At 57.4% G+C, this 24602-nt stretch carries 29 protein-coding genes; 16 read left to right on the plus strand and 13 right to left on the minus strand.

Annotation, left to right across the window (positions count from 1 at the left end):
* Nucleotides 1-41: 41 nt before the first annotated feature.
* Nucleotides 42-302 carry a DUF3079 domain-containing protein gene (locus ROO76_02570; GenBank protein ID MDT8067029.1) on the minus strand — a complete coding sequence of 87 codons (261 nt, stop codon included), beginning with the start codon at nt 300-302 and terminating at the stop codon, nt 42-44.
* 53 nt (nt 303-355) lie between these two features.
* Nucleotides 356-886: an SsrA-binding protein SmpB gene (gene smpB, locus ROO76_02575; protein MDT8067030.1), complete on the minus strand. Its 531-nt coding sequence runs from the start codon at nt 884-886 to the stop codon at nt 356-358.
* Between the two features lie 236 nt (nt 887-1122).
* On the opposite strand from smpB, the gene ROO76_02580 reads away from it, so the two are divergent.
* The 3 genes from ROO76_02580 to ROO76_02590 all read left to right on the plus strand — a co-directional run bounded on the left by ROO76_02580 (nt 1123) and on the right by ROO76_02590 (nt 4518).
* Complete coding sequence (locus ROO76_02580; protein MDT8067031.1) at nt 1123-3441, plus strand: cohesin domain-containing protein; 2319 nt, start codon at nt 1123-1125, stop codon at nt 3439-3441.
* A gap of 211 nt (nt 3442-3652) precedes the next feature.
* Nucleotides 3653-4111, plus strand: a complete 459-nt coding sequence (locus ROO76_02585; protein MDT8067032.1) for a type II secretion system protein — start codon at nt 3653-3655, stop codon at nt 4109-4111.
* 2 nt (nt 4112-4113) lie between these two features.
* Complete coding sequence (locus tag ROO76_02590) at nt 4114-4518, plus strand: type II secretion system protein (protein MDT8067033.1); 405 nt, start codon at nt 4114-4116, stop codon at nt 4516-4518.
* A 155-nt stretch (nt 4519-4673) separates the two neighbouring features.
* Here the strand turns inward: ROO76_02590 and ROO76_02595 are convergent, their stop codons facing one another.
* Entirely contained in the window at nt 4674-5621 is a 948-nt protein-coding gene (locus tag ROO76_02595; protein ID MDT8067034.1) for a hypothetical protein, read from the minus strand.
* 296 nt (nt 5622-5917) lie between these two features.
* Here ROO76_02595 and ROO76_02600 point away from each other — a divergent pair, with 296 nt between their 5' ends.
* Nucleotides 5918-6298, plus strand: coding sequence for a response regulator (locus ROO76_02600; protein ID MDT8067035.1), 381 nt, complete (start codon nt 5918-5920; stop codon nt 6296-6298).
* A 64-nt stretch (nt 6299-6362) separates the two neighbouring features.
* Here the strand turns inward: ROO76_02600 and ROO76_02605 are convergent, their stop codons facing one another.
* The 5 genes from ROO76_02605 to uvrC form a co-directional block, all read right to left on the minus strand.
* On the minus strand, nt 6363-7217 hold the full coding sequence (locus ROO76_02605) for a hypothetical protein (protein MDT8067036.1): 855 nt from the start codon (nt 7215-7217) through the stop codon (nt 6363-6365).
* Nucleotides 7218-7429: 212 nt separating this feature from the next.
* Nucleotides 7430-7879, minus strand: coding sequence for a MarR family transcriptional regulator (locus tag ROO76_02610; protein ID MDT8067037.1), 450 nt, complete (start codon nt 7877-7879; stop codon nt 7430-7432).
* Between the two features lie 57 nt (nt 7880-7936).
* A complete protein-coding gene (locus ROO76_02615; protein ID MDT8067038.1) occupies nt 7937-8509 on the minus strand; it encodes an isoprenylcysteine carboxylmethyltransferase family protein in 573 nt (190 codons plus the stop codon).
* Between the two features lie 200 nt (nt 8510-8709).
* Nucleotides 8710-9504 carry a hypothetical protein gene (locus ROO76_02620; protein ID MDT8067039.1) on the minus strand — a complete coding sequence of 265 codons (795 nt, stop codon included), beginning with the start codon at nt 9502-9504 and terminating at the stop codon, nt 8710-8712.
* 190 nt (nt 9505-9694) lie between these two features.
* Nucleotides 9695-11536, minus strand: a complete 1842-nt coding sequence (gene uvrC / locus ROO76_02625; protein ID MDT8067040.1) for an excinuclease ABC subunit UvrC — start codon at nt 11534-11536, stop codon at nt 9695-9697.
* A 376-nt stretch (nt 11537-11912) separates the two neighbouring features.
* Here uvrC and ROO76_02630 point away from each other — a divergent pair, with 376 nt between their 5' ends.
* The 3 genes from ROO76_02630 (at nt 11913) to ROO76_02640 (ending at nt 14972) form a co-directional block, all read left to right on the plus strand.
* Complete coding sequence (locus ROO76_02630) at nt 11913-12650, plus strand: OmpA family protein (GenBank protein MDT8067041.1); 738 nt, start codon at nt 11913-11915, stop codon at nt 12648-12650.
* A 140-nt stretch (nt 12651-12790) separates the two neighbouring features.
* The gene (locus ROO76_02635; protein MDT8067042.1) at nt 12791-13465 is read left to right on the plus strand and encodes a hypothetical protein; all 675 of its coding nucleotides are present in this window, start codon (nt 12791-12793) and stop codon (nt 13463-13465) included.
* A gap of 154 nt (nt 13466-13619) precedes the next feature.
* Entirely contained in the window at nt 13620-14972 is a 1353-nt protein-coding gene (locus tag ROO76_02640; protein MDT8067043.1) for a hypothetical protein, read from the plus strand.
* An 868-nt stretch (nt 14973-15840) separates the two neighbouring features.
* Here the strand turns inward: ROO76_02640 and ROO76_02645 are convergent.
* Nucleotides 15841-16248, minus strand: coding sequence for a NifB/NifX family molybdenum-iron cluster-binding protein (locus ROO76_02645; GenBank protein ID MDT8067044.1), 408 nt, complete (start codon nt 16246-16248; stop codon nt 15841-15843).
* Between the two features lie 135 nt (nt 16249-16383).
* On the opposite strand from ROO76_02645, the gene ROO76_02650 reads away from it, so the two are divergent.
* From ROO76_02650 to ROO76_02675, 6 genes are all read left to right on the plus strand, one after another.
* Nucleotides 16384-16773 (plus strand): helix-turn-helix transcriptional regulator, encoded by a 390-nt coding sequence (locus ROO76_02650; protein MDT8067045.1) that lies wholly within the window; start codon nt 16384-16386, stop codon nt 16771-16773.
* A gap of 53 nt (nt 16774-16826) precedes the next feature.
* Nucleotides 16827-17168, plus strand: a complete 342-nt coding sequence (locus tag ROO76_02655) for a hypothetical protein (protein ID MDT8067046.1) — start codon at nt 16827-16829, stop codon at nt 17166-17168.
* Nucleotides 17165-17638 carry a vitamin K epoxide reductase family protein gene (locus ROO76_02660; GenBank protein ID MDT8067047.1) on the plus strand — a complete coding sequence of 158 codons (474 nt, stop codon included), beginning with the start codon at nt 17165-17167 and terminating at the stop codon, nt 17636-17638. The genes ROO76_02655 and ROO76_02660 overlap by 4 nt, the downstream gene beginning before the upstream one ends.
* Nucleotides 17635-18114, plus strand: a complete 480-nt coding sequence (locus tag ROO76_02665) for a PaaI family thioesterase (protein ID MDT8067048.1) — start codon at nt 17635-17637, stop codon at nt 18112-18114. Before ROO76_02660 ends, ROO76_02665 begins: the two co-directional genes overlap by 4 nt.
* 37 nt (nt 18115-18151) lie before the next feature.
* Complete coding sequence (locus ROO76_02670) at nt 18152-18619, plus strand: hypothetical protein (protein ID MDT8067049.1); 468 nt, start codon at nt 18152-18154, stop codon at nt 18617-18619.
* Between the two features lie 276 nt (nt 18620-18895).
* Complete coding sequence (locus tag ROO76_02675; protein MDT8067050.1) at nt 18896-19765, plus strand: DUF5602 domain-containing protein; 870 nt, start codon at nt 18896-18898, stop codon at nt 19763-19765.
* Here the strand turns inward: ROO76_02675 and ROO76_02680 are convergent.
* Entirely contained in the window at nt 19731-20003 is a 273-nt protein-coding gene (locus ROO76_02680; GenBank protein ID MDT8067051.1) for an RHS repeat-associated core domain-containing protein, read from the minus strand. The genes ROO76_02675 and ROO76_02680 overlap by 35 nt on opposite strands.
* Nucleotides 20004-20009: 6 nt before the next feature.
* Here ROO76_02680 and ROO76_02685 point away from each other — a divergent pair, with 6 nt between their 5' ends.
* Nucleotides 20010-20246, plus strand: coding sequence for a hypothetical protein (locus ROO76_02685; protein MDT8067052.1), 237 nt, complete (start codon nt 20010-20012; stop codon nt 20244-20246).
* Here ROO76_02685 and ROO76_02690 read toward each other — a convergent pair.
* Both ROO76_02690 and ROO76_02695 read right to left on the minus strand, forming a co-directional pair.
* Nucleotides 20222-21220 (minus strand): radical SAM protein, encoded by a 999-nt coding sequence (locus ROO76_02690; GenBank protein ID MDT8067053.1) that lies wholly within the window; start codon nt 21218-21220, stop codon nt 20222-20224. The genes ROO76_02685 and ROO76_02690 overlap by 25 nt on opposite strands.
* A 178-nt stretch (nt 21221-21398) precedes the next feature.
* Nucleotides 21399-22151 (minus strand): copper homeostasis protein CutC, encoded by a 753-nt coding sequence (locus ROO76_02695; protein ID MDT8067054.1) that lies wholly within the window; start codon nt 22149-22151, stop codon nt 21399-21401.
* Nucleotides 22152-22221: 70 nt separating this feature from the next.
* Here ROO76_02695 and ROO76_02700 point away from each other — a divergent pair, with 70 nt between their 5' ends.
* A complete protein-coding gene (locus ROO76_02700; GenBank protein ID MDT8067055.1) occupies nt 22222-22668 on the plus strand; it encodes a Mov34/MPN/PAD-1 family protein in 447 nt (148 codons plus the stop codon).
* 766 nt (nt 22669-23434) lie between these two features.
* Complete coding sequence (locus tag ROO76_02705; GenBank protein MDT8067056.1) at nt 23435-24436, plus strand: hypothetical protein; 1002 nt, start codon at nt 23435-23437, stop codon at nt 24434-24436.
* A gap of 19 nt (nt 24437-24455) precedes the next feature.
* Here ROO76_02705 and ROO76_02710 read toward each other — a convergent pair.
* A partial coding sequence (locus tag ROO76_02710) for a sorbosone dehydrogenase family protein (protein ID MDT8067057.1) occupies nt 24456-24602 on the minus strand: 147 nt, incomplete at its 5' end.

Raw genomic sequence — 24602 nt, forward strand, 5'->3', positions numbered from 1 at the left:
TTCAGAACCAGGTGAAACTACCGGTCGGGGGCACCGGATTTTCACGCATCTGCGTTTGCGGACTCATGACCCGAGAAAACTCCTTCGTCCTGGTTCCACTCCAGCCAATCTTCACCGAACAGCTCGCTTGGATGTTGAGTTCGTACTGTTCCATTACCGCAGCGCAGGTCGTCTGCCGAGCAGTATTGGTCGCAGCCCCAGCAGATCCGTTCCGGATGCTTCGGGTGAAGGACGATTTTCGGCTTTTTTCTTGAGGGTTCAGCCACGATTTGAGGATAGGAGGGGATGGCGAGGGATGCCATGACTTATGTCACGCGGGATGTGTTGGGTACACCGGTACCGAGGCACAGGATGCCTAGGTTTTTCTGTTCCTCGCAATCGCCTCTCTCGCCTCGCGATCCGCAGTCTTACGCCGCTCGGTCTCGCGCTTATCCCAGAGCTGTTTACCTTTTGCTACCGCCACCTCGACCTTGACTTTACCGTTCCTGAAATACATTCGAGTCGGAATTAAGGTCACGCCCTTGGTCTGCAATTTGCTGCCGAGTTTGAGGATCTCGGGCTTTTTCATCAACAGTTTACGAGTTCGCAGCGGGTCGTGCTGGTAGTAGCTTCCGCCAGGTTGGTAAGAGCCGATGTGCAGGTTCAGGAGGAACAGTTCACCCTCTTTTACGATCGCGTAGGCGTCTTTGAGATTCGCCTTTCCTTCACGGATCGCTTTGACCTCAGTGCCGCGAAGCACGATTCCGGCCTCGGCTTTATCCGAAAGGAAATAATTGTGCGAGGCGGCTCGGTTTTGCGTGGCATCGCGCTCGCCGGAGGCGACCGGGTCGCGCTTCGGATTCTTCTGCTTGTCAGGAGCGACTTGGTGGGTAGTTTGACGCGCCATTTTTCTTACGACTTACAGTCGGGTACGGGAGTCCCTGGCCGGAAGTGGGCTGGTACCAAAGGCCCCCGTGCATTTGCTGGTTCAACCCTGACGCCAAAGCTCGTATGCTAACACAAGTAGGGCACTTACCTTGCAAACAGGTGCTATACTCGTGCCCTGCCCGTAGTGTGTCAGGCCCAGCGAAGGCCTTGTTTTTTGTGAGCAGCACCTTGCTGCTCACTTTCATAAGGAGCGCAATGAAACGCTTGCACTGGTTCGGCTTGGTTCTCCTGATCGCGCTCATCGCCGCGATGCCGGCGCTTGCCGATAAAGCAAAGTCATTTTATGAAAAGGGTCGTGACGCCGAGGCGCGACAGAATTACGAATTGGCGTACGACAACTACAAGCAAGCTTACGACCTCAAGCCCACGGAGATGCGGTATCGCGTCGCCTTCGAGCGCACGAAGTTTCTCGCGTCGGCGTCGCACGTGCACAAAGGTCAACTGCTTCGCGACGCCGGTAAGTTGCAAGACGCGCTGAAAGAATTCCAGTCAGCTCTTGCCATCGATCCGTCCAGTTTCATCGCCCAGCAGGAGATTCGGCGAACCGAGCAGATGATCAAAGAGGTGGAACAGGGGCCTCCGCCGCCGGAAACTAAATCCCAATCCACCATTGATCACCTCCTGCAGGAAGCTTCGGGGCCTGTTGAACTGGCGCCGATCTCGACCCAGCCGATCACGATGCAAATGACCGCGGATGCAAAAGTTGTTTACGAGACGATCGGCAAGCTCGCTGGAATCAACGTCCTATTCGACCCCGACTACTCGACGCAGTCACGAAGCATCCACATTGCCCTGAATGGCGTTACCCTGAACCAGGCGCTGGAAATCGTCTCGCTGGAATCGAAGACCTTCTGGCGTCCCGTCACCCCCAACACCATTTTCGTCGCAGCCGATACCCAGGCGAAGCGCAAGGAACTCGAACAAAGCGTCATCCGCACTTTTTACCTATCCAACTTATCGACGCCTACCGAGATCCAGGACGTAACCAATTCGCTGCGACAGATCCTCGAGATCACTCGCGTACAGCAGTTGCCCTCGCAGGGCGCCATCATCGTGCGCGGAACCCCGGACCAGATCGCGCTCGCGCAGAAAGTCATCGACGACATCGATAAGGCGCGGCCGGAAGTTGTAGTCGAAGTCGCCGTCATGCAGGTCTCGAAAGACAAACTGCGTCAGTTGGGCATCCAGTATCCCTTCTCGCAGAGCAATAACCCGACGATCTCGATCATCCCGAAGGGCGGCACAACGAGCGGCGGAACCAGTGGTACGACCGGAGGAACCACCACGAGCAACGGTCTGACCCTGAATGACCTGGCAAATCTTGACGCGCGCAACTTTGCCGTCAGCATTCCTTCAATGAGCCTCGCCATGCTGCTGAATGACAGCACCTCCAAGACCCTGGAGAATCCGCAAATTCGTGCGCTCGACGGACAGAAGGCGACTCTCAAGATCGGCAGCCGCGTCCCCGTGGCAACGGGTTCGTTCCAGCCCGGCATCGGCGGTGTCGGCATCAACCCGCTGGTCAACACTCAGTTCCAGTACATCGATGTCGGCGTAAACATCGACATGACTCCGACGGTTCACGCCGATCACGAAGTCACACTGAAGATGATGTTTGAAATTTCGTCCGTCATCAGCACCTCGAACATCGGTGGCATTAACCAGCCGGTCATCGGGTCGAAGCACATTGAGCAGACCATCCGTCTCAAGGACGGCGAGGTGAACCTGCTTGGCGGCTTGATGGAGTCGAGCGACGTTCGCTCTGTTGCAGGCCTCCCCGGACTCGCGCAGATTCCTATCCTGAAGTATCTCTTCGGCAACAATTCCAAGGAAGTTACCGACAACGAGATCGTGTTTGTCGTCGTTCCGCACATCGTTCGCGAGCAGGACATCACCCGCCAGAACGAGCGTGCCATCGATGTTGGTACCGCGAACGCAATTCAATTGAGGCAGGACAACACGGCGCCGGCGACCCGCCAGCCAGTTCCTACTCCCGCAACTCCGGCACCCGCACCGGCGCCGGAGCAGCCGATGCCGCAGCAGGCGACTCCGCCACCGCAGGCCGAGGCTCCGGCTCCGAACATGGGACCGCAAGGCGCTGGCGCAGTACTCAGCTTCGATCCGCCGACCGTTGATCAGGCCCCGGGCACCACGTTTGCGGTGAACGTCAGCGTGACCGGAGCGCAAAATGTATATTCGATCCCGGCGCAGATCAATTACGATCCGAAGACTCTTGAGTTGGTGAATGTCTCCGCTGGTCCTTTCCTGTCCAAGGACGGCCAGGCCGTTGCGCTGGTAAATCGCAATGACCCGACCATCGGAACCCTGAACGTCACCGCCACGCGTCCACCCGGCGCTGGCGGAGTCTCCGGCGATGGGCAGGTGTTCACCTTAACCTTCATGGCGAAGGCGGCTGGCCAGAGTAATCTCACGATCAACCGCGCCCAACTCCGTGATCCGGCGAATCAGGCGATGCCGGCCAGCGGCGCGCAGGCTGTCGTGACCGTGAAGTAGATTGTGCAGGTTTTGTTTTCTCCGTGCCCCACGTCTGCCGTGTTTGGCAGACGTGGGTGAAGGAAACTCGTTAGTCCAGATGTAGTTCTTGAGGGCCACCCCAATTGGGGCACCAAGGTTGCAGGATTCGGACTCGATTGACGGGTAAAATAGACGCACGGGCCCGCATCTCCCAAACCCTGCGCGGGACGGGGCATCCAAGGTTTTAACTGTGAAACACACGTTCGCCAAAACCCGCGGCATGACGCTGATCGAACTCATCGTCGCAATCGCCATCATGGCGCTGCTGGCGGGAGCGGCGGTACCCATTGCGCGCGTCAGCATCAAGCGCGAGAAGGAAAAGCGACTTCGCGCCGACCTCTGGGAAATGCGCGACGCCATCGATCGCTACAAGGATGCGGCCGACGGAGGTGCCTTCCAGACCAAGGTCGGTTCCGAAGGCTATCCGCCCGATCTCGATACCCTTGTCAACGGCGTCGACGTCAACGGAAAGAAGATCAAGTTCCTGCGCCGCATCCCCGTCGATCCGATGACCGGAACCACCGAGTGGGGGCTGCGCTCCATGCAGGACGATCCGCAATCGGACTCATGGGGAGGACAGAACGTCTTTGACGTCCACACCACCTCGCAAGGAACGGCGCTGGACGGAACGAAGTATTCGGATTGGTAACTATGAACAACCGGAAGATTCGCAGAACTCGCGGCTTCACCCTCATCGAACTGATGATCGTCATCTCGATCATCCTTATCCTGATGGGCGTGGCGATTCCCCAATATCAGCAATCCGTGCTGCATGCCAAGGAATCGGTTCTGCGCCAGGACCTCCACGTGATTCGCAACGCCATCGACCAGTACACGCTCGACAAGCAGAAGGCGCCGCAGTCGCTTCAGGACCTCGTCGATGCCAACTACCTGAAGGAAATTCCCAAGGACCCCATGACCGGCTCCAATGATACGTGGCAGACCGTGCAGGAAGACACCCTGATGGCCGTCGACCAGCAGGAACCCGGCATCGACGACGTCCACAGCGGCTCACAAGCCACCGCCAGCGACGGCACCGCATATAACACCTGGTAGGGAAGTTTTAGAGCTCCAATCGCGGTCTCAACGTCTGCACTAAAACGGTGAATCAATTTCGTGAGTCGGTGCTTCGGGTTCGCAAAAACCAACGGAGCCCGATTGGGCTCCGCTCGTGGTTCGTGTCGGGAACAGTTATTGTTCTTTAAGCCGTGCTAGTGTGCCGTTCTTTGCGACACAATCAAGTACTGGTCCAATCTCAGATTCACCGTCGTCCGCGCCGGCAATTCAATATCTTTTCCGGCGTTCGCCATCGCATAACCGCCGCCCGCGATAGCTCCAATCGCTGTACCTTTTAGAGCGCTTCCGAAGATCATCCCAGCAATCGTTCCGACGCCCGCGCCCACAGCCACCTTCTTCACCGCATCCCCCGCCCGCGTGCCGCTCGTGATCTCGCCTTCCTGGTTCACTGAGGCCTTGGTCTTGTTCGGCCCGATGGAGAGGAGGGTTGTTTGCATCGGCAGCCGCCGCCCATCCGGCAGCACAACGGTATCGAACCGGAGCACCAGACGCCCCTTGCCGCGCATCGAGGCAAACACCTTACCCGACTCCGCGTCCTGCACCGTCCCCAGTATCTTTGAGCCGGAAGGAATCAGCACATCGCGGTGCGAGCTTTGCAGCGGCTCATCCAGCGTCGCCGTGAAACTATCCCCAGAGTGCGAAGTCTTCGTAGACAGAGTCTCATCCAGCACCACCTGGAACTGAGTATTGAGAGGGATCGTGCTCGAGGCAGGGAAGTACGTTGGAGCCGGCGTGCGCTGCTGGAGTACTGGGCCGTTCGAAGCCGACGGCTGTTGTCCCGCATTCTGATCCTCGTTCTGCTGGTCCGCACTCTGCCGAGGGGTGGGATTCTGCTGTGGAACAGAGTATGGATTGTTCTGGGAATTCCGGTCGGGCTGCTGCGGCTCACCTGGCTGCGCATCCGGCCCTGGCGTCGGACGCCGCTTCAGCACCGGCCGGTCCGGATCATTCTCTTCCTGCTGCTGAGCCTGTTGCTGTGCCGTCCCATACTGTTCGTCGGTTACGCCGATTCCAGCCGCAGACAGAAGAAGCGGGTTTGCTGCCCCAAGTTCGCCGTGTCCCACTTCTGCCGCTGTTAGCACAAGTGGGTCTTTTCCCCTCCCGGTGTTGGCACCCCATACTGCAACTGCACACACCAATAGGCAAACGACGGCCAACACTGTCCTGCGCATAAAGATCCCCCGGGAGTTAGTAGTTGGAATGCAGAACTCCGCAACAAGGTTGGCCTCGGAGGCTGACAGTGGCGTGCGGTTCCGGCGGCGGCGGTAGCGTCATCTCCAGCGGCGCACATCACCTCCCCGCCCATTCACCTCTGAGGAGTTATAATCTTCTCAGCAGCGTTGTGCGGGAATACTGCATCGAAGAGGTGGGGTTTTTAATGAGCGATGGGAATAACAACAAGGGGAAGCCGAAAGTCCTCGTAGTCGACGACGAGCACGTCATTGCCGACACCCTTGCCATTATTCTGAACCAGCACGGGTTCGACGCATCCGCCGTCTATAGCGGCACCGGCGCCGTCGAGCGCGCCAAAACCGTCCGCCCGGACCTCATTATTAGCGACGTCATCATGCAGGACATGAACGGCATCGAGGCCGCCATCAACATCCGCGGTTTCCTCCCAACCTGCAAAATCCTATTATTCTCCGGTCAGGCCGCCACCGCCGACTTGCTGGAAACCGCCCGAGCCCAGGGCCACGAATTCGAAATCCTCGCTAAACCCGTCCACCCGCAGGATCTGCTGGCGAAACTTAGAGAGTAGCTTTTTCCGACTCGGTGCTCTATTCCTGCCCTCTTTTGCCAGCTGTGGATTCCATCCTTATTTCTCAGTCTCCCACCGGATTCCCTGGCATCGTCGGCGTCTTCTGCTTGGTGCTGTTCTGAATCCTCAGGGCCGCTTCGCTCGCCCGTTTTTTCGCCTCCGGCTCCCAACTCCCCTTGTTGGCGTACGACTGCATCATGCCCATCGCCTTCGCTTTGGTCGCGACCTCCGTCGCTTCCATCCCGATCCGCTCGACAGCCACCACGGCTATCATTCGTACTTCCATTCCGCCAATCGGGGCCGCTGAATCAAGAGGCGCAACAAGCTGGTCAAGTGCGGCGCTATAGGCGCGATCGTTATTGCTTTGCTCCACCGTTCGCACAATCGCATTGATCGCGGGTATGCGTATGCCATTATTTCCGCTGCGGACGGGTTCGCCGAGCAGCTTCACGGCTTCCAGCGGCAAGTCGCTCGCGCTGGTCCACCGAATCTGGTTGATTGCATCGACAACAGCGATGCGGATGGGCAGTTGCCCGGAGACGATCGGTTCGCGCAAGGTCGAAAGCGCCTTCATTTTCACCGGGGTATCATTCGTGCTGTTGGCGATCTCCGCAATGGCATACACAGCCGGCATGCGAATGTGATCAGAGGAGCTTCCCAGCGGTTCGGCCATCAGCCCCAGTGCCGTCATCTTCACTTCAGAGCTGTCGGACTCAAGAGCGATCGTCCATACACGGTGGAAGGCCTCCACGCGCGTTCGAGTGTCAGAATTCTTGATCTTGTCCTTGAGCCCGATCAATTCAGCTAGCTGCGTCATCGCCGAATTCTGCGCGAGGACGCTGCCACTCAGGATCAGCACAATGAATGCAGCCAGGAACAAACGTATTGTGCGTGGGAAAAATGACCTGCAGGAATTCATGCGAACCTCCTTGGTCAGAAAAGAACTGTGATTGGCCAATGTTCCGCCCGCTCTATAGTGAAGTCAAGGAACGGTTCGTGGCGATCGAGGTGGCGAGTATCTCCTGTCGATCATCCCGCGAGAGGTGACACCGAAGCTTGAGCCTGGTGCTCCTATCAGCGCGTTTTGTCGCGGATTCGGCTTTTCTTCGTGCCTCTTCTTGCCGTTCCTGGTTAGCTATTCTCCAGCAACTTCCTTAGCGTCCCCACCCCGACGATTGCCGCCTCTCGCTCCTTTGGCGATGCCTTCCGCAACGCCTCTGCCAGCGGAGTCACTTCCAGCTTCGGCCACTCGTTTTTCAGATACTCGCGAACGACCTTCGAGATCACAATTCGGCTGAAGCGCTGATCTTTGTCGTCGATTTTGCGTTCCACCATGCCTTTCTTCTCAAGCCGATCGACCACCCCCGACACGGTGCTGTGCGCAAGCCCAAGCTGCGCGCTCAGCTCCTTTAGGCTCATTCCCTCGGACCTCGCCAACAGGCGCATCGCATTGAACTGCGGCCCCGTCAATTCGCCGCGCGCGACCACCTGTTCCACGGGCCTTCGCAATATCCGACGAATCGCCCTCAAGTCCCGATCCAACTCCTGCGCCATCTGAGACATGTCGGACTTCTTTTTCATCGCCGTAATCTCTGTTTTGGTTTTGCTTTTCCGTCTTTTCATCCGTCATTTCGACAGTCAATAAACAAACGGTATGATCGCCTTCACATGCCTCCGATACTCTTCGTATCTCTCCCCGAACTTGGTTATCAGCAACGCTTCCTCAGTTCTGGATTTCACCAGCCAGCTTACGAACGCAAGCGCAACGCCTACGAAGCACCGCAGACGTCCAATGCCGATCGCGGTTCCGAGCGCCGCCAGCACCATGCCTGTGTAAATCGGGTGGCGAACAATCGAATATGGTCCCGACTGGATGAGCGTGTGATCCTGCTTAAGCGTTACGCGGCCGCTCCAGTTTCCTCCGAGATAAAACCGCGCCCAGATCGCGAACCCTATTCCTGCGTAGGTGAGCGCGACCCCGGTAACTTCGAACCCGGTGGTCAGAGGCACAACTCTCATGTCCAGCGGCCCAAGACGCGCGTGTTCCCAGAAGATCAGCACGAACGCCAGCCCATTGGTTATGACGTGAAACATGCGAGACCTCGCCGACTCAGCCCGCTCGACCGGCTTCACCGAAATCGCAGCCAGCGCCCAAACCATGCCAAAAATGATCCACGCAATCTCGAAAGGCAGTAACGATCCAGGGTGCATTGCACTTACTCCTCAGCACGTCGTATACGACGCGTCGTATACGACATATATTCCGGCATGCCGGCTCAGGTTGTCAAAGGACATTGGGGCCCATCAGCAGGGAAGTGCAGCTCAGAGGAGTTCTGGTGTTGGTTGCTTTGCGAAAACCAGGTCCAAAAAAAGGGGGGCTGCCGAAGCAGCCCCGACGAGTCACTCAGGAATCAGAAGGTGTACTTGATCAGTAGACGGCCCTGGAACCCCGGATTAAACTGGGCAGCCTGGCCATAACGGGGATCAAGATCGACGGCTTGGCCGCGCGCGGCAGCCTGCGATGCCAGCAGCCCTTCCCAATCGAAGCCATTTCTCAAGTCGATGTTGTTCAGCGCCAGTCCTGTCGAGGTCCGGTGCAAACGGTTGTTGTAGAACCGGTACGTCCAGACGTTCGTCTTCTGGTCGAAGAGATTGCTGACGTTGAACTCGAATCGCAAGCGCTTCGTTTCGCTCTGGCCGATCTTGAATGTGTGTGCCACCATCAGGTCCGTTTGGTTGAATATCGGTTCGCGACCCGCATCGCCTCGGCCCTCAACATACATACCGACTGAACGCGTGGTCCAGACGTTAGTCGTGATCGGCACTCCACTCGTCGCGGTGAAGAACGAACCCACTTCGGTTCCGAACTTGAACTCCTTGGCGCCATATATCTTGAACACATGCGGACGATCCGTAGGCAATGGACCCAGGATGTTCGCGTTTCCATGTGCGTCAAAGAATGTCTGGTCGAGATCGAAGTAGCGGTTAGCGTTGCCACCCGGACGGTAGGTTTGGCCAAAGAACGACTGGTTACCGCCGTATGAGAAGCCGTAAGTCGAAGGTAGTACTTCGTCCGTGCTCTGTAGACCGGAATAGTTGCCGTATAGCCTGCTGTACACATAGCTGGCATTGAACAACCATCCGCCTCCGAATCGCTTCGATACAGAAAGTTCCATCGCGTCATAGGTACGCTTCGCCTTCGGCATTGGGACGGAGCACGTTGGTTCGATAACCGCGTTCCCCTCCTCATCGACCCCGGTCTGGGCGTAGCACGATGCCGCTTCCGTGTTCTGACCAGTTGGCCCTACCGAAAATCATAAGTCACGACTCTAGAAAAGTCGGTCTCATGCTCCTTCGGCATCCGGGTCGCGGAAACCCGACACCTTAGAAGTTGGCTTACTTGTGGTCTTCGGCAGGCTCCTCAAGACTATGGAAGTGGCCCCAGATCGCCTGTGCCTGCTTTGAATTCACCACCGCACCGAGCGCCGTGGTATTCGCATTTCGCACCGCTTCGAGTGATCCGAAGTGTTGCAGTAGTCTCGTCCGCGTCGTATCCCCGATCCCTGGAATATCGAGCAGTTCGCTATGTCTGTCGCGAATCTCGCGGCGCTTGCGGTGATACGTCACGGCGAATCGATGAGCTTCGTCTCGAACCTGCTGGATCAGGTGCAGCGCCGGCGAGTGCCGGTCAAGGACGATGGGATCGTCCTCCTGCCCGTATAGATAAAGGATCTCTTCGCGCTTCGCGATTGACGCCAGCGGCTGATTGATAATCCCGAGCGACTCCAGCGCCTCAGCCGCCGAATGCAGTTGCCCTACGCCGCCGTCAATCAGAATTAGGGATGGCATCGGCTTCTTGTCTTCCAGCACCCGCTTGTACCGCCGGCCGACGACCTCGCGCATCGACGCGAAATCGTCCACGCCCATCACGCCCTTGATCATGAATTTCCGGTACTCGGAGTTGCGCATCTTCCCGTCTTCCCACACCACCATGCTCGCAACCGTCTCCGCTCCCTGGATATGCGAAATATCGAAGCACTCAATCCGCTTCGGCAACTCCGGCAGCATGAACACGTCCTGCAGCACCGACTTCAGAACATCCGTCCGCGGCTTCATTACCCGGAAGCGCTGATCGTACGACTGCTTCGCATTCGAGCCGACCAGATCGACGAGCGACCTCTTCTCGCCCTTCTGCGGAACGATGATGTGAACCCGCTGTCCGCGTTTTTCGCTGAGCAAATCCTCCAGCGCCGCGCGATCTTCGAAATCCACCGGAATGTAAACCTGTCGCGGCACATATTGCTGGTCGAGGTAAAGCTGCTTCAGGAGGGTTGAGAAGAACTCGCCGACATCGAACGTCGCACTCAACTCCAACTCGCCCAAGTCTTCCCAGAAGAACTCCCGCCGATCGAGCACCTTGCCGCCGCGCATATGAAACAAGTTCACAGCCAGCATGTGATTCTCATAGTGGTACCCAAGCACGTCCGCATCGTCGTTCTCCGACGTCGCGATCCGCTGCTTGTCCTGAACATTCTCGACTGTCGTGATCAGGTCCCGATACTTCGCCGCCAGTTCATACTGCTGATTCTCCGCCGCCGACATCATTCTCTCTTCCAGCGACTTCGACAGGTCCCCATGCCTCCCCTCAAGGAACATGCGAACGTCATGTACCGCCTCGCCATACGCTTCCGGCGTAGTTAGCCCCGCAACGCAAGGCCCCAGGCACCGCTTGATGTAGTACTGCAAGCACGGCCTCGGATGATCCTTATTCAAATCCACGGTGCACGACGGCACGAGGAAATGCCTGTGAATGAGATCGACGATCCGGTACGCCAGGGAGGCAGGGAAGTACGGTCCAAAGTAGAGCGATCCATCCTTCCGCAGCCGACGCGTGACATACACCCGCGGATACCGCTCGCCAACCGTCAGTTTGATCGACGGGTAACTCTTGTCGTCCCTGAGGAGGATGTTGTACCGGGGCTTCTTCTGTTTTATGAGGTTGTTCTCGAGCGCCAGCGCCTCGTGCTCGTTGTCGACCACGATGTACTCGACATCGACCGCCTCCCGCAGCAGCGATCCGGTCTTCGCGTCCTCGGCCGCCCCTTCGACAAAATACGACCGCACGCGTGCCTTCAGGCTCTTCGCCTTTCCGACGTAAATGACCTTGCCCTCGGCATTCTTGTACATGTAAACGCCGGGCCGCGTCGGCAGCGTCCGTATTTTCTCGTGAAGGTCCATCTCAAATCAGTTTCCGGTACATGGAACCCGGAACCCGGTACCTTGCACCCAGCTTACTCCCGGGCAGCAAAGGTAAAAACCGCCGTTCGCGTCCACCTTCCTTCCAGGAACAACAGGTAAAAAATCCATCCTGCCGTCCCGGAATGCTCCGTCCAAACCGCTCAAGCCCGGCGGTCAGGGTTCCACATCCAGCCAACTGATTGGAAAGAAGCAGCTTAGCGCTCCCGTAGAAATCACCCGATTGGCAACTGCCGTGCTCTATCCAGAGCAGGCAACGCTCGACTGTGCCGCCCTGTTAGGCGGACGGCTCCCAAGGGTTCGAGCTGCCAAGACATCCGTAGCCGCCCGGTTCTCCGGGCAAGCAAGGAGCCCAGACATGAAGCGTTTTCCTGTGGCAGCAGCCATCATCCTGACGGGTACTCTGGCGTTCACCGCCGGATGCACAACCAAGAAGACCGTCGCGCGCGAAACCGCGCCTCTCATCAACAAGACTAATGAATTAGATGATCTCACGGCCAAGACGACCCGCGGCATCAAGGACTTGGACGCCCGCACCACGCAGGGTCTCAATGACGTGAACTCAAAGTCCGCCGCTGCCGATCAGAAAGCCCAGGCCGCCCAGCAGTCGGCCGATCAGGCCAGCCAGGCTGCCAACACGGCAATGACCGGCGTTAATACGCTGTCCAACCAGGTCGCCAACCTCGACAATTATCACGCCGTAGTCGAAACCACCGTTCACTTCGGTTTCGACAAGGCTGACTTGACCCAGAAGGCCAAGGACGCCCTCGACAAACTCGCCGCCGAGATCCCGAACACCAAGGGTTACATCGTGGCCGTGGATGGCAACACCGACTCGGTCGGTCCGTCTGACTACAACTACCAGCTCAGCCAGCGTCGCGCCCGTGCCGTCATCCAATATCTGGCTGCCGAGCACCAGGTCCCGGCTCACAAGATCTACGTTATCGGCCTCGGCAAGGATAAGCCGGTGGCGAAGAACAACACCCGCGAAGGCCGCGCCGAGAACCGCCGCGTCGACGTGAAGCTGATGACCAACGTCGTGGGTGCGCAGGAAGCGCAGGCCCCGGCTCAAGCTCCAACTACAGCTCAACAGTAGTCTTCTCGTACTCCCCCAAATGCCCGAAAGGGCTGCCAACTACCCGCCCGCAAGGGCGGGTTTTTTGCGGCTGGTTTCCACAGCAACTTTTTGACATCGGATTGCAGTGCCGCCGCATCTCAGCAATTCAGGGCGACAAGATGTGGTGGACAGTCGGTCTTGACATCGTCGTCGTCGGTCTTCTGGTCTTGCTCTGGTACAGCTTGTGTCTGCGCTGGAACCGTCGTCGCGGGCGGAAACTGCTCTCGAATATCGAGAACACCTTTTCCGCTTACGGACACGTTTGCGGCGTCAAGTGGCAGTCAGCTTCCCAGTTGCAGGTCCGGCTGCGTCTCACTGCGTGCGCGTTCACCAATTCAACCGTGACCATCCGAATGTATCCGCTGCAACGGCCGCTCGGTTGGATCGTTTCGCGCCTGCGTCGCGAGCGCGAGACGTTTACCTTCGACGCGAACCTGCTCTGTCCGCCGCAGTTCAATCTCGAAATCCGGAATCAGCGTCGTGTCGCGAAACTCAAGTCCACGAAACTTGGAATAACGCGCCGATTGCCAAAGGGCTCAGTCGTCCACTTGCACCGGCTCGGGCCTTTCATCCTGACCAGCCGCCGCGACTGGCAGCGCGACGTCGCCAGTTCCGTTCAGTCGCTCGCCAATGCCCGCGACTCCGACCTGATCTCCGTCTCTTTCCACCGCAACTCACCAAACTTCTCGGCGACCCTGCCTCTCTCGGCGCTTGCCGGCCTCAGCAGCTCGCGCGAACGCCTCTTCGATTCTCTCCGCGACCTCGCCTCCAGCGTCTCCGCCGCCCGGCGCTAATCTCTTCACCTGAAGCTGGTCGCTGGGGTTGTGAGTCACAGTCCGACACAAACCCAGGCCAGTCATACACATAGCGAGTCATAAATGAATCCGCGACGAGTCCTTTGACTCTCCCGCCGCCCCCGGTTATTCCATCTCCATGAGGGGAGGAACCATGAAGAATTCAACTCGAGCGGCCAGGGCGATCTTTCCAGTGATCGGAATTGTGCTCCTGTCGTGTAGCGCTCCCGCATTCGCACAGGTATTGAAGGGCTCAACCGCACCGCAGCGCAGCTCTGCGACCATCTCGCGGACTCCGCCTGCGAACCTTCGCATGATCACCAGCGAAGCCGATTACGAGAAATTGGCGGCTCAAGCACATTACTTACCCGCGAACGGCAGCGCCCGCACCATCCGGAATCTCGCTGCATCGTCCGCCCAAATGTCGCTGTTCAGCCAGCTCTCGCTGCAGAAACAATCGGCCAACACGGACCTGATGCAGATTCGCGCTGCCCGCATGCAAAAAACGCCCATCGCGGTCCAACCGCAAACGGGGACGCTGAACTCTCGTATGGTCGGCGCCTCCAACACCCGCACCTCGGCTACCATGCCGCCTGCTCCGTCGCAAATCGGACCGGGAACGGTGCAAAGCCAAAGGACAGGCGCTTCGCGCTACGCTACGATATCGAACAACACGCATATCAGCGCATGTCCGTTCTCCAACGGCCAGGTCGCCATCGGCAAGATGAGCGGTCCTGGCCAGTCGATGACCTTCACGCCCATTCCCGAATACAACCTCTACACCATTCATGGCTGCAACTTCGGCGACGCCGTCGCCGGCAACAAGGCATGGATCTACACCGCCGGCTTCCACGCCGACTTCGGCATCGAGGAGTGGAGCGACAGCATGATCGTCCTCAAACTGGGCGAGAACATCAGCGGCGTCGGTGACATGTCGAACCTGACTCTGGTCGTCCATCGCGCCGACGGCAAGGAGGCTCAAGCTACCGGCTACAAGTTCTACGCTGCGCGAGTCGACAAGCCCATCCTGCTCAAGTACGTTCCTCCCGGATGGCGAAAGCTGGATTACTCCGTGAACGGCGTCCACCATTGGGGCTGGAAGGCGTCTCCTACCAGCGATTCGCCGATCCCGACGACGAACCTCACGATCCCAAGCGACGCGCGGAACTCGTCGATCTATGTCACCCGCGGACTGAACGAGAAATTCTCCAAGACCGCGACCGATTACTTCGACTTCAGCAAGCTGCCACCGGGCTGGGTCGTGGATTCGGTGATGTGGGAGAACTATCCGACGAACTGTTTTGGCGTTGTGACTTCACGGGAAGATTACGGCCAATGGAATGTGAACTTGAACGGTTCGACCGTGCAGGTCGACTGGGGCGATGAATCCTGCTCCGGTTGGGTTCCCCCGTTCTTTGGATACCAGGATCACACCGCGTCGACTTACTCGCTTCAGGTCTTCGTCAAGGGTCCCCGCGGAACCGACAACCAGCTTCCGCACATGTGAACCGAAGGCTCTTTCTGTCCTTGCGGGTCCGTAGTCCCAGCTCTAACTCCCCGTCCTCGCTTCGCCAGGGCGGGGCTTTTGTCTGGACCGACCCCCTATATTGGGCTTCGCCTGTTTTCAGTCACTTACGGAAATTTTCCGTGTAGCGCGCTGAGAACAAAGAATTTAAATCTGAAAATACCCCGCCGGCGTTTGTTTGCAGGAATTTGCGTGCGAAAAATGTGTTTTTCGCTGCGTGTTGTCGGACAGGACATTGTTTCGTCGCCAGTCGCAAGTCTCAGGTCGCAAAAGGCCGGTTCTCAGTTCTCAGTGAAAGCGAAAAACCAAATCAGTAAAGACCGGAGAGCGAGTCCGAAGCACGGCTGGAGGTAGCCCAGGAAACGAGATATCTTTACGCTCGGAATTTCCGCAGCGGGGCTCAGATCACCCCAGCGCTGAACGCGCCGGGGAACCCTGGGAGGCTGATGATTTCGACAGGTGCGCGGGTTGTGAAAGAGCGAACAACCCCACCCCTCGCTGCGCGAGAAGGGTGGGGCACAAATACTGACGGCGCCCGCTGGGGGCGCCGCTGGAAGGACTGTGTCCAGAACTATTGTAAATGGTGAGGTCAAGGGTTTCGGCGGTTTGGGATGAAGAAGTTTCGTCGAGTTCAAAAATGGGAAAAGTCATGAACGATTGAGCAAATTCCGATGCTTGCAGTTGCCAATCAAGTTCTACGGGCAAAGAACGTGACGCGAAAGCGGACTCGACTACTTCGGGCAAGATACTACGGCCGCGAAGGAGGATGAACCAGAAATGTTGGATGTGTGCCTGCCCACGTTAGCGTCCAACCGCGGGACGCGAACGTGGGCACAAAAGGTTCGTCACGCTAGGCGTGTGAGTGGTCGCAAGCGCCAGTTTCCATTATGGCGGCATTGCCTTTGAGGTGAGCCGTCATGGCGTCTTCGACGGAGTGCGCGCCTCGGACCATGACAGGCTGGATGCCGTTGGCGCGAAGAGCGCTGACGGCTCCGGCGCCCATGCCGCCGCAGAGGACGAAGCTACAGTCGGAGAGCAATTCGACGATGCTGTTGTGGTGATGCGTTCCCTGATGCTCGCCATGATGCTGTCCGTCGTGGTGCCCGCACTGACCCTGGGCGTGCGGCGTGTGGTTGTTGGCGCGAAGCTCGCGCCGGTGGAAGTCCTTGCCTTCAACATCAAAAATCACGAATCCCATGCTTCGCCCGAAATGCTGCGAGAGCAAAGTTCCATCCGTGGTTGCAACTGCTACTTTCATTTAAACCCTTCTTCCCGGAATAAGTGCGATTCCTATTGATCGTTTGTACCTAAGGTGTAATATACACCTAAATGTCAAATACAAGTATGACGCCGATGACGATGGTTCGAGTTGGCGGCAGTAAAGGCGGTGCAAATGCCTAGACGCGGATGTCCGCGGCACGGAGCCGATCACCCGTGCACGTGCGCGATGGGGAACATTTACCGGTTCATCGAGCCGGTGTTGCTGCTGATCCTGAAGGAGAAGGGGCACTCATACGGGTATGAGTTGTCGGAGCGTCTCGGCGACCATGCGTTGACGGACGCGCAGGTGGAGCGTGCGGCGCTGTACCGGACGTTGCGCACACTGGAGGCGAATGGCTACGTCACTTCGAGGTGGAACACGCAGAATGGGGGACCGGCGCGCCGGGTGTATTCGCTGACGAAGACCGGTCACGCGCACCTGGGCGAGTGGGCCGAAGTGATGGAGCGGTTGGGCGATGCGATGAAGACATTTTCAAAGAAAGCTGCAAGGAATGGACGATGAGAGCAGAGGAGAGTGATTCGAACTCGAGGAGTTGTGGGAATGTTGTCAGGGTGTTGAGTCTCATTGTAGTTCTTTGTGCGTTCTCCACGGTGGGCGATTCGGCGGACAAACCTGACCTGGATCGTTTCGCCAAATGCCTGGCGAGCAAGAAGGTCACGATGTACGGCAGTCACCTGTGTCCGCATTGCGAGGATCAGAAACGCCTTTTCGGAAGCTCTTTTAAATACGTTCCTTACGTGGAGTGCTCGATACCGGGAAGCCGTCAGATGACGTTCGATTGCCAAGTCGAGATGATTCGATATACGCCGACGTGGATTCTTGCCAGCGAAGAGCGCCTTGTGGGCACACAGTCGCTGCAAACGTTGAGCGACAAAACGGGATGTCCGCTGCGATGAAGAACAAACTGACGATTGCAATCGTGTTGTTGTGTTGTGCCGGGGGAATTCTGTCGGGAGTGTCGCTGTGGAACCACTACAGCGCGTCAGCGACGGAATATTGCGACCTGAGCGAGATGTTCAACTGCGACCTGGTGAACCGCAGCATTTATTCGGTGTTCATGGGTGTTCCGGTAGCGCTTATTGGTTTGCTCGGATATGTATTTCTCGCGGCAGTGTCGTTCTTATCGAACCGGTGGTGGCAGGTTGTGCGGCTGCTCGCGTCGCTGGTGGGCTTTGGGTTCGCACTTTATCTTGCATACATCGAGGCGCGAGTGTTGGTGGTGTGGTGCTTGCTGTGTATCGGTTCGATGATATCGATCGGCAGCATATTCGTGCTTTCGGTATTTCCGGTGTGGAAACGGAGCAAATCGGGTCGGGAAATTACGGCGGGACCGAAAATTCCGGCGACTGAAATGGATGAAGGATGAGCACATTAATCCAGAACGAAATTGCCGGGGACACGCACAGAAAGCAAGCCAGGCTGAATCCGCGATGCGTGATCTGCGGGGCGGAGAATCCGAATGGTCTTCATCTCCACTTCAATATCGATCACTCCGGAGCGCATGCTGACTGGATGCCGACGGGGCAGTGGGAGAGTTTCGAGGAGACGGTGCATGGCGGGATCGTCGGTGCTGTGCTCGATGAGGCGATGTCGAAAGCGGTGATTGCCCGAGACTGGGAGGTGCTGACCGCGGAGCTTACAGTGCGATTCCGGCATCGCATTGCACCCGGCGAACAACTGCAAGTTCACGGATGGGTGGTGGAGAAGAGGCGGGGGCATATCAAGGCAGAAGCACTTGTCGAGGGTGGTGGGGAGGAGCGGGCGCACGCTTGGGGAACTTTTCTTGTGCCTGCCAGAAACTCAAGAGGAGATCGCGACATTACAGAGCGACAGTTGATCTGATCCCCTGAGCGGGATCGCAGGGCCGGAAGGGGGCTGTATGAGTTGGGCTAACATTGCAGGATGTGCGCTTCTGTTCGCTCTCGTGCTCTATGTGGTCGTACTATTTCGAGTCGCTTTGCGACCGAGCAAGACAGTTCGCCCGCCGGAAATGAAGTGCAAACTTCCATTCATCCTTTCCATCACCAGCCTGGACTGCGAATTTGCCACGATCTGGCAAACACAAATCCCTGCGCTGAAGATGCTGCAATCGTCAGGGAGGTATGGGGTGAGCGAGGCGTCTCTTGCTCCTGTATTCCGGCGCCTGGGGCGGAAGTATCCCGAACTATGCGATGGGGCCGAGTTCGAAGACTGGGTCAGCGCTTTGGAGCACGCGGGAGTCATCACGCGGAAAGGTACAACCGTGAAGATCACGGATAAGGGAATATTTGTGATCGAATTGCTCGAGAGCGGAGCAATGAAAGATTGCTACGAGACGGAATTTTATCAACTGCACCATTCCGGCTAGGTCAACCGAACAATCGAAGATGGTTCGAACCAGAGGACGAGGAACTTACGGGTGAGACAAGACCTAACGACTCTGTGCGAGGACCATTCCCACGGGCCCGCACTTTTGTGCTAAAGTCCCTGCACGGGTGAGGCCGCAGTTCTGCCAAAACAATTCAGCCAGCCAGGCAGGGTATGCCTCTGCGGAGGTGTTTGTGTGCCCAGACTGGTTGCTTCAGGCCGACGACCTCAGAGCCCGAATAACAGGCCCGTAGATTTCCAACTGGAGAAAAAGAGAATGAAAGCGAATTGTGTCGCCAGCACGACAGGGCCTTGGGTTCGGTTGATCCTAACAGTGGTCACCGTGGTAGCGATTGCGCTGCCTGTATTCGCCGATTCCAAATCGAAAGTTTCCGGGACCTTCTACGGAGAACCGCAGGCGGTTGCCGCCGGCACCGCGCGCTCCTATCTCACCATGAAGGAAGGGGTTCCGGTCGAGATAGGTTTTGAGTTAAGCGAAGAAGCTTTGCGGAGTATGCCGCCTGGTGAAAAATGGCAGCCGGGGCACGAGCACAAGATGACCGAATACCTGTTGCCGCTTCCAGCGGAAGCTGAAACTTCAATCGTCAAGGTGCTGGAACTGGACTGGCATCCGGGCGGGCACGAGCCTCCGGGTGTTTATGACGTGCCGCACTTCGATTTTCACTTCTACACGATCAGCCTTGCGGAGCGGAACGCGATCGACCCTGCCGATCCTGACTACATGAAAAAGGCAGAGCAGGTGCCGTCACCGGACCTACTCCCAGCCGGATGCGTGACCGCGACTCCGGTGACGCCAATTCCGCGCATGGGCGTTCACTGGGTGTACGGCGACGCCGAGGAATTACATGGAAAGCCATTCACGAAAACCTTCATTCACGGTTCGTGGCAGGGCCGAATGGTTTTTTACGAGCCGATGATCGCGAAGGCATTTCTGGAAAGCAAGCCGGATGTAACGGTGCAGATTGCCGCGGCGAAGTGTTATGAGCCGGCCGGGTATCATCCGACCACCTACAGGATTCGTTACGACGACGAGAGTCATACGTATCGTGTGTCGCTGGGAGGGTTCGCTTATCGGGGTTGCGAGTCGCGGACTAAAACGGCGTCCAATTCGGAGCATGACCACTAGGGCAAGCGGAGAACTGAAGATCGGGTAAACCGAAGAACGAAAGTCCCACGATCAAAGAGTAAAAACAACAACCCCGCCCTGGCGAAGCCAGGACGGGGCACCCGGCACTGTTTGAGAGTGGATCCGGGCTGGTGAACCGCCCCATGTTGCTGCCGTAGTATCGGGCTCCGAAGTAGTCCAGTCCGGTTTCCGAGTCGCGTTCTGTGCCGGTAGAACGTGATTGTTTTCGATTCAGCATCTCGCGATGATCATGCTACAGGGGGATGTCGGTGAGAGCGAGTGGATTCGAGAGGGAGAAATGCAGGTCACCTCGACTCCGCCGCGCAAAGGCGCGGCTGCGCTCGGGATGACGAGGTTTGGCACCGAGATCAGTGCGGCTGCGCTCGGGATGACGGTTTCTGGGAAAAGTAACAGAACGGCACGGCAGAAGCCGTGCCCCTTCAAAGCAACATCGACTTACGATTTAGCGAAGGACAGGTAGTTGCTGACGTTCTCCCAGAGAAGCTTCGGGAAGCTCTTGTCGAGGTTGGACCGAATTGCGACGTAGCACTGGTCGCACGTATTCGTATTCGTAAATTCCTTCACCATTCGCGCCTGTTCATTGAGCGGGTACTGCTGGAAGATCATCGAGCAGGGTTGCAGCGTTCCGTGTGCGCGGACTACCAGGAATCGATGTCCCGCCTTGCAACCGCCCATTCTGCCGGCATGAAAGAACTTGCGGGTTTCGTGCAGCGTTGTGGGCGCGCTGACGATCCAGTTGGTTTCGTCGCGGCGCGTGTTGATGCGATCGAACTCGGTGTTGAGCTGCACGAGTTGGTTGGGGTGCGGTGAAAGTTCCTTGTTGCCGGTACGCTTGGCGGAGTAGGAGCTGTAGCAGATGTTGACGCCCCATTCGCGCGCCTTGTCGGCCAGGGCATTGATGTAGGGCAGGTTCTCGCTGTGGATGCAGCAGTTGAGGACGATGTCGTCGTAGCCGTGCCTGGCCAGCTTGGGGACGACCTCGCTGAGGTGGTCGTAGAGTCCGGGAAGTCCGCGGAACTGGTCGTGGCGATCGTCGGGGAAGTCGAGGGAGACGGAGAACTGGTCGACGCCGGCTTCGCGGAGGGCGAGGTACTTCTCCTCGGTCATGAGCGACCAGTTGGAGACGAAGATGATGTAGGGAATGCTGGCGCCGTTCTTGACGTTGCGTACTATGTCGACGACGTCTTCGCGCATCAGCGGTTCGCCGCCGGAGATCTGGACGACAGCCGGCCGCAGCACCTTCATGTAGCGCTTGTAGTCCGCGGGCTTCATGTTGCGCGATTCGTCGCGCGGGCCGCCGTGGTCGCAATGCTTGCAGTAGGCGGTGCAGGAGTCGGTGACCTCGAAGGAGAGGACGATCGGTCGAGTTGTAAGCCAGTTGCGCGAGCCGCGAGCGATGATGCGAAGCGATTGCTTCAGGGAGACTTTTCGCATGATGTAGGCAGTATTCGCCGCAAGAATCGTAGCAGGAGCGATGTCCGCGATGGTGTGATAACGGTCACGAAAATGCGGATGCGAGGTTGCAGCGAATGGTAGGAAACAAGTAGCGAGTTGCGAGTAGCGCGTTGCGAGTGGAACCCCAAATCAAGCCATCGCCAGATCGATAATGTCGCTACGGCCTACTGCTGGCTACTGTCTCCACGATGCCTGCAATTACCTCTCGATCGGTCACATCGTAGCGATTCTCGGGCGGATAGAGTGCGCCGCCGAAGGTGACGTTTGGGCGGGATTCGCAGGAGGGATCGTGTTGGGGTTTCCACGCGGCAACGTGGAGTTCGCGACATTTCGTAACGCGCAGGACTTCGGGAATTGCGTAGGGCTTGATGCCGCCGCCGGGCATCACCGTGATGCGGTGGGCGGCGTGCTCCGTGAGGCGGCGGATGAGATCGAGGCCTTCGGGAACGGTATCCTGCTGGCCGCTGGTAAGGACTCGGGTGAAGCCGAGCGAGATGAGTTGCTCGAGGGCGCTGAATGGGTCGGGCGTGACGTCGATGGCGCGGTGGAAGACGGATTCGTGCCGCCCGGTGAGGTCGCGGAGAATGCGGTTGCGCGCGAGGTCGATGGTTCCGTCACGGTTGAGGATGCCGAAGACGATGCCGTCGGCGCCGGCGTCGAGCAGGGCGCGGGCGTCGTGCTGCATGGCGGCGAATTCAGCTTCGGTGTAGCAGAAGCCGCCGCCGCGCGGACGTACCATGGCGATGATTGGAATCTTCAGGCGACGTCGGGCCTCGATCATCGAGCCGATGGATGGTGTGAGGCCGCCGAGAAAGAGGCAGGAACAGAGTTCGACGCGTTGCGCTCCGCCGCGTTCGGCTTCAATGGCGTCGTCGAGCGAGCCGCAGCAGACTTCGAGAAGGACGGACATGGGAAGATGTTAAATGACGAATGACGAATTTCGGAATGACGAATGAACGGCAATTGACTATCTTCTACGCATGGCAGAGTTGACGGAAGTTGTGGTGGACCGGAAGGTGCTGGATGGGTTCAAGCGGAGGGCACTGCAGGTGTACCCATTGGAGCTGCTGGAGCAGGTGGTGGGGCGCGCGGTTGAGGGGCAGGCGCGGGTGTTTGCGTTCCAGGCGATTGAGCATGAGGCGACGGAACGGGACATCACGCTTGACGACGATGTCAATCCCATGACCGAGGGTGAGGACACAAAACGGTACGACATTCTGGGGACAATTCATTCGCATCCGATGGACACGGTGGAGCCGAGCCCGCTGGATTGGAGCTCGATGAAAGAAGATGGCGAGTTGGTGATGGGCGTGTGTTCGATTCGGAAGACGATGAAGAGACGGTTCGTCAGCTTTGCGTTTTTCAATCGGAAGCGGGAGCAGATTCAGTTGACGATCAGCGAGCAGGCAAAGGCGGCGGGAGCGTGAGAAAGCAAGTCGAGGACTTTCAGATCGCCGAAAGCCAGCTTGTGAAGGTCGAGATTCGGGATGAGTAATGAGAACATTCATACCGTCGCGCGAACGGTTTAGCCCAAGAAGTTTTCTTGTTCCACTGTTGGAACAGACACCAGTGCTTTCTGCCATTCCGACTTACAGCGATCCAGTGGCAAGTCCAAAGCCAACCTCGATGTGAAGTTATCGTCGACTGCTTCAGCACATTGATTGCAATAGGCTTGTTCGAGCCTCATAGCCCAGCAAATGACACTGCACAGTATGGCCAGAACTCCAAGTTCCGATTTCGTATCAGATAAGCGATATCCTGCGTCGAAAGGACTTGAGGGAGTAAAGTCTCACGCCAAAAGGAGGCGTTATGCGAAGCATGGGATGTTGGCTAATACTCTTTCTGGTTGCTACCGCGGTTTCGGCAGTGTGCCAGTGTACTTCCGGTGATCCGGTTCTGAAGATTACTGCGTGCTGTGGCCAAGGATACTGGGTAAGGCACGTCTGCCAAGGTCTGGACGGGACCTGTGATCCGCTTTACTTGGCGGAAAACTGCGGCAGGAACTGTTATGCATTTACGGCTGGTTCATGCCTTCCGAGTCGGCCTGCGGCAACAAATCGTGAACCATCTCCAATCCTCGTACCGAGCGAAGTGGCAGCGGCAGCAAATTGTCCGGTCCAAGAGGGTTCAATCTCATTTTCAGATTGGCTGAAACAGCATCCCTTATCACGCTAATCAAGAAAAGGTGTCACGATGAGATACAAGCTTGAAACTCTAGCTTTTCTTTGGATTTCGCTGCTCGCTTCTGCAATGGGTCAGCAGCAATCGAAGGCGGAGCCCTTGCCGAGGGCACTTGCCTTATCTTCCACCACGTTGACTCAGGTTCCAGTGTTTGGTTGGTCCGATGATGTACAGTGCGATGGAAGCGGTAATCTCTACTTTCACGCTCCGGGATTGACTTACAACCGCAGCGACATCTTTGAATTGTCAGCTGACGGCGGACGCGGTAAAACCTTCTCGCTGCCGGATGAGATGGCCCAAAAAACGGCATTTGTCGGTTTCTCAGTGAGTTCGGGAGGGAGCCTAAGGGTACTGGCTGAATCACGCAAAGGAGTGCTCGCTTTCACTTTTGGGCGAGATGGCCGTGTAACGTCAGAGACGTCGTTGGAGATTCCCGAAGACGTTACAGTAAATGCTTTCGCCGATTCTGAAAGCGGTTCAGTTGTTGTCGTGGGCTACTTCAACAAACGTGCAAAAGGTGCGATCCAAGGCAAGCCATACGCAGCGTTGTTCGCTCCGTCCGGTAAAGTTCAGACAGTGTTCAGCGAATTGAAGGGCAAAGTGGAATTGCGCGACGTACACGACAAATTGATGGATGGAGCTGCAGCGGTTGGTGAAGGTGGAACAATATACCTGTTACGCTCTGGTGAGGTCATCGTGTTGTCGGCATCAGGCACCATTCAGAGGCACATGAGATTCTCCCAGCCGGTTGGAAGTGCAGCGACCCAGTTGCGCTTATCGGAGGGCCTGTTGTCGGTGACTCTGAGCACTCTGCCAAAGCCAGGCTCAGGGAACAAAATGCTGAAGAGACAATACCTGGTTTTAAACAGCTTCACGGGCGACGAATATGGTCTTTATGAACCTTCGGAAGAACTCGGTAACATGGATGTCTGTTTCTCGCGTCAAAACGGATTCACTTTCATTCGGACGACTGAAACAGGCGTCCTAAAACTGATGCAAGCAACAATGAAGTAAGTGCTCAGTTGTCCGGCATTTACTTCCCGGGGTAACTCACATGCCAGATGGAGTTGGAGCCGTCGTCGCTCACGAATAGTGAGCCGTCGTTCGCGACGGCTACGCCGACGGGGCGGCCCCAGATTTTGCCCTCTTTTGTGACAAAGCCGGTCATGAAATCTTCGTA

The organism is Terriglobia bacterium (assembly GCA_032252755.1).
Taxonomy (GTDB): Bacteria; Acidobacteriota; Terriglobia; order Terriglobales; family Acidobacteriaceae; genus JAVUPY01.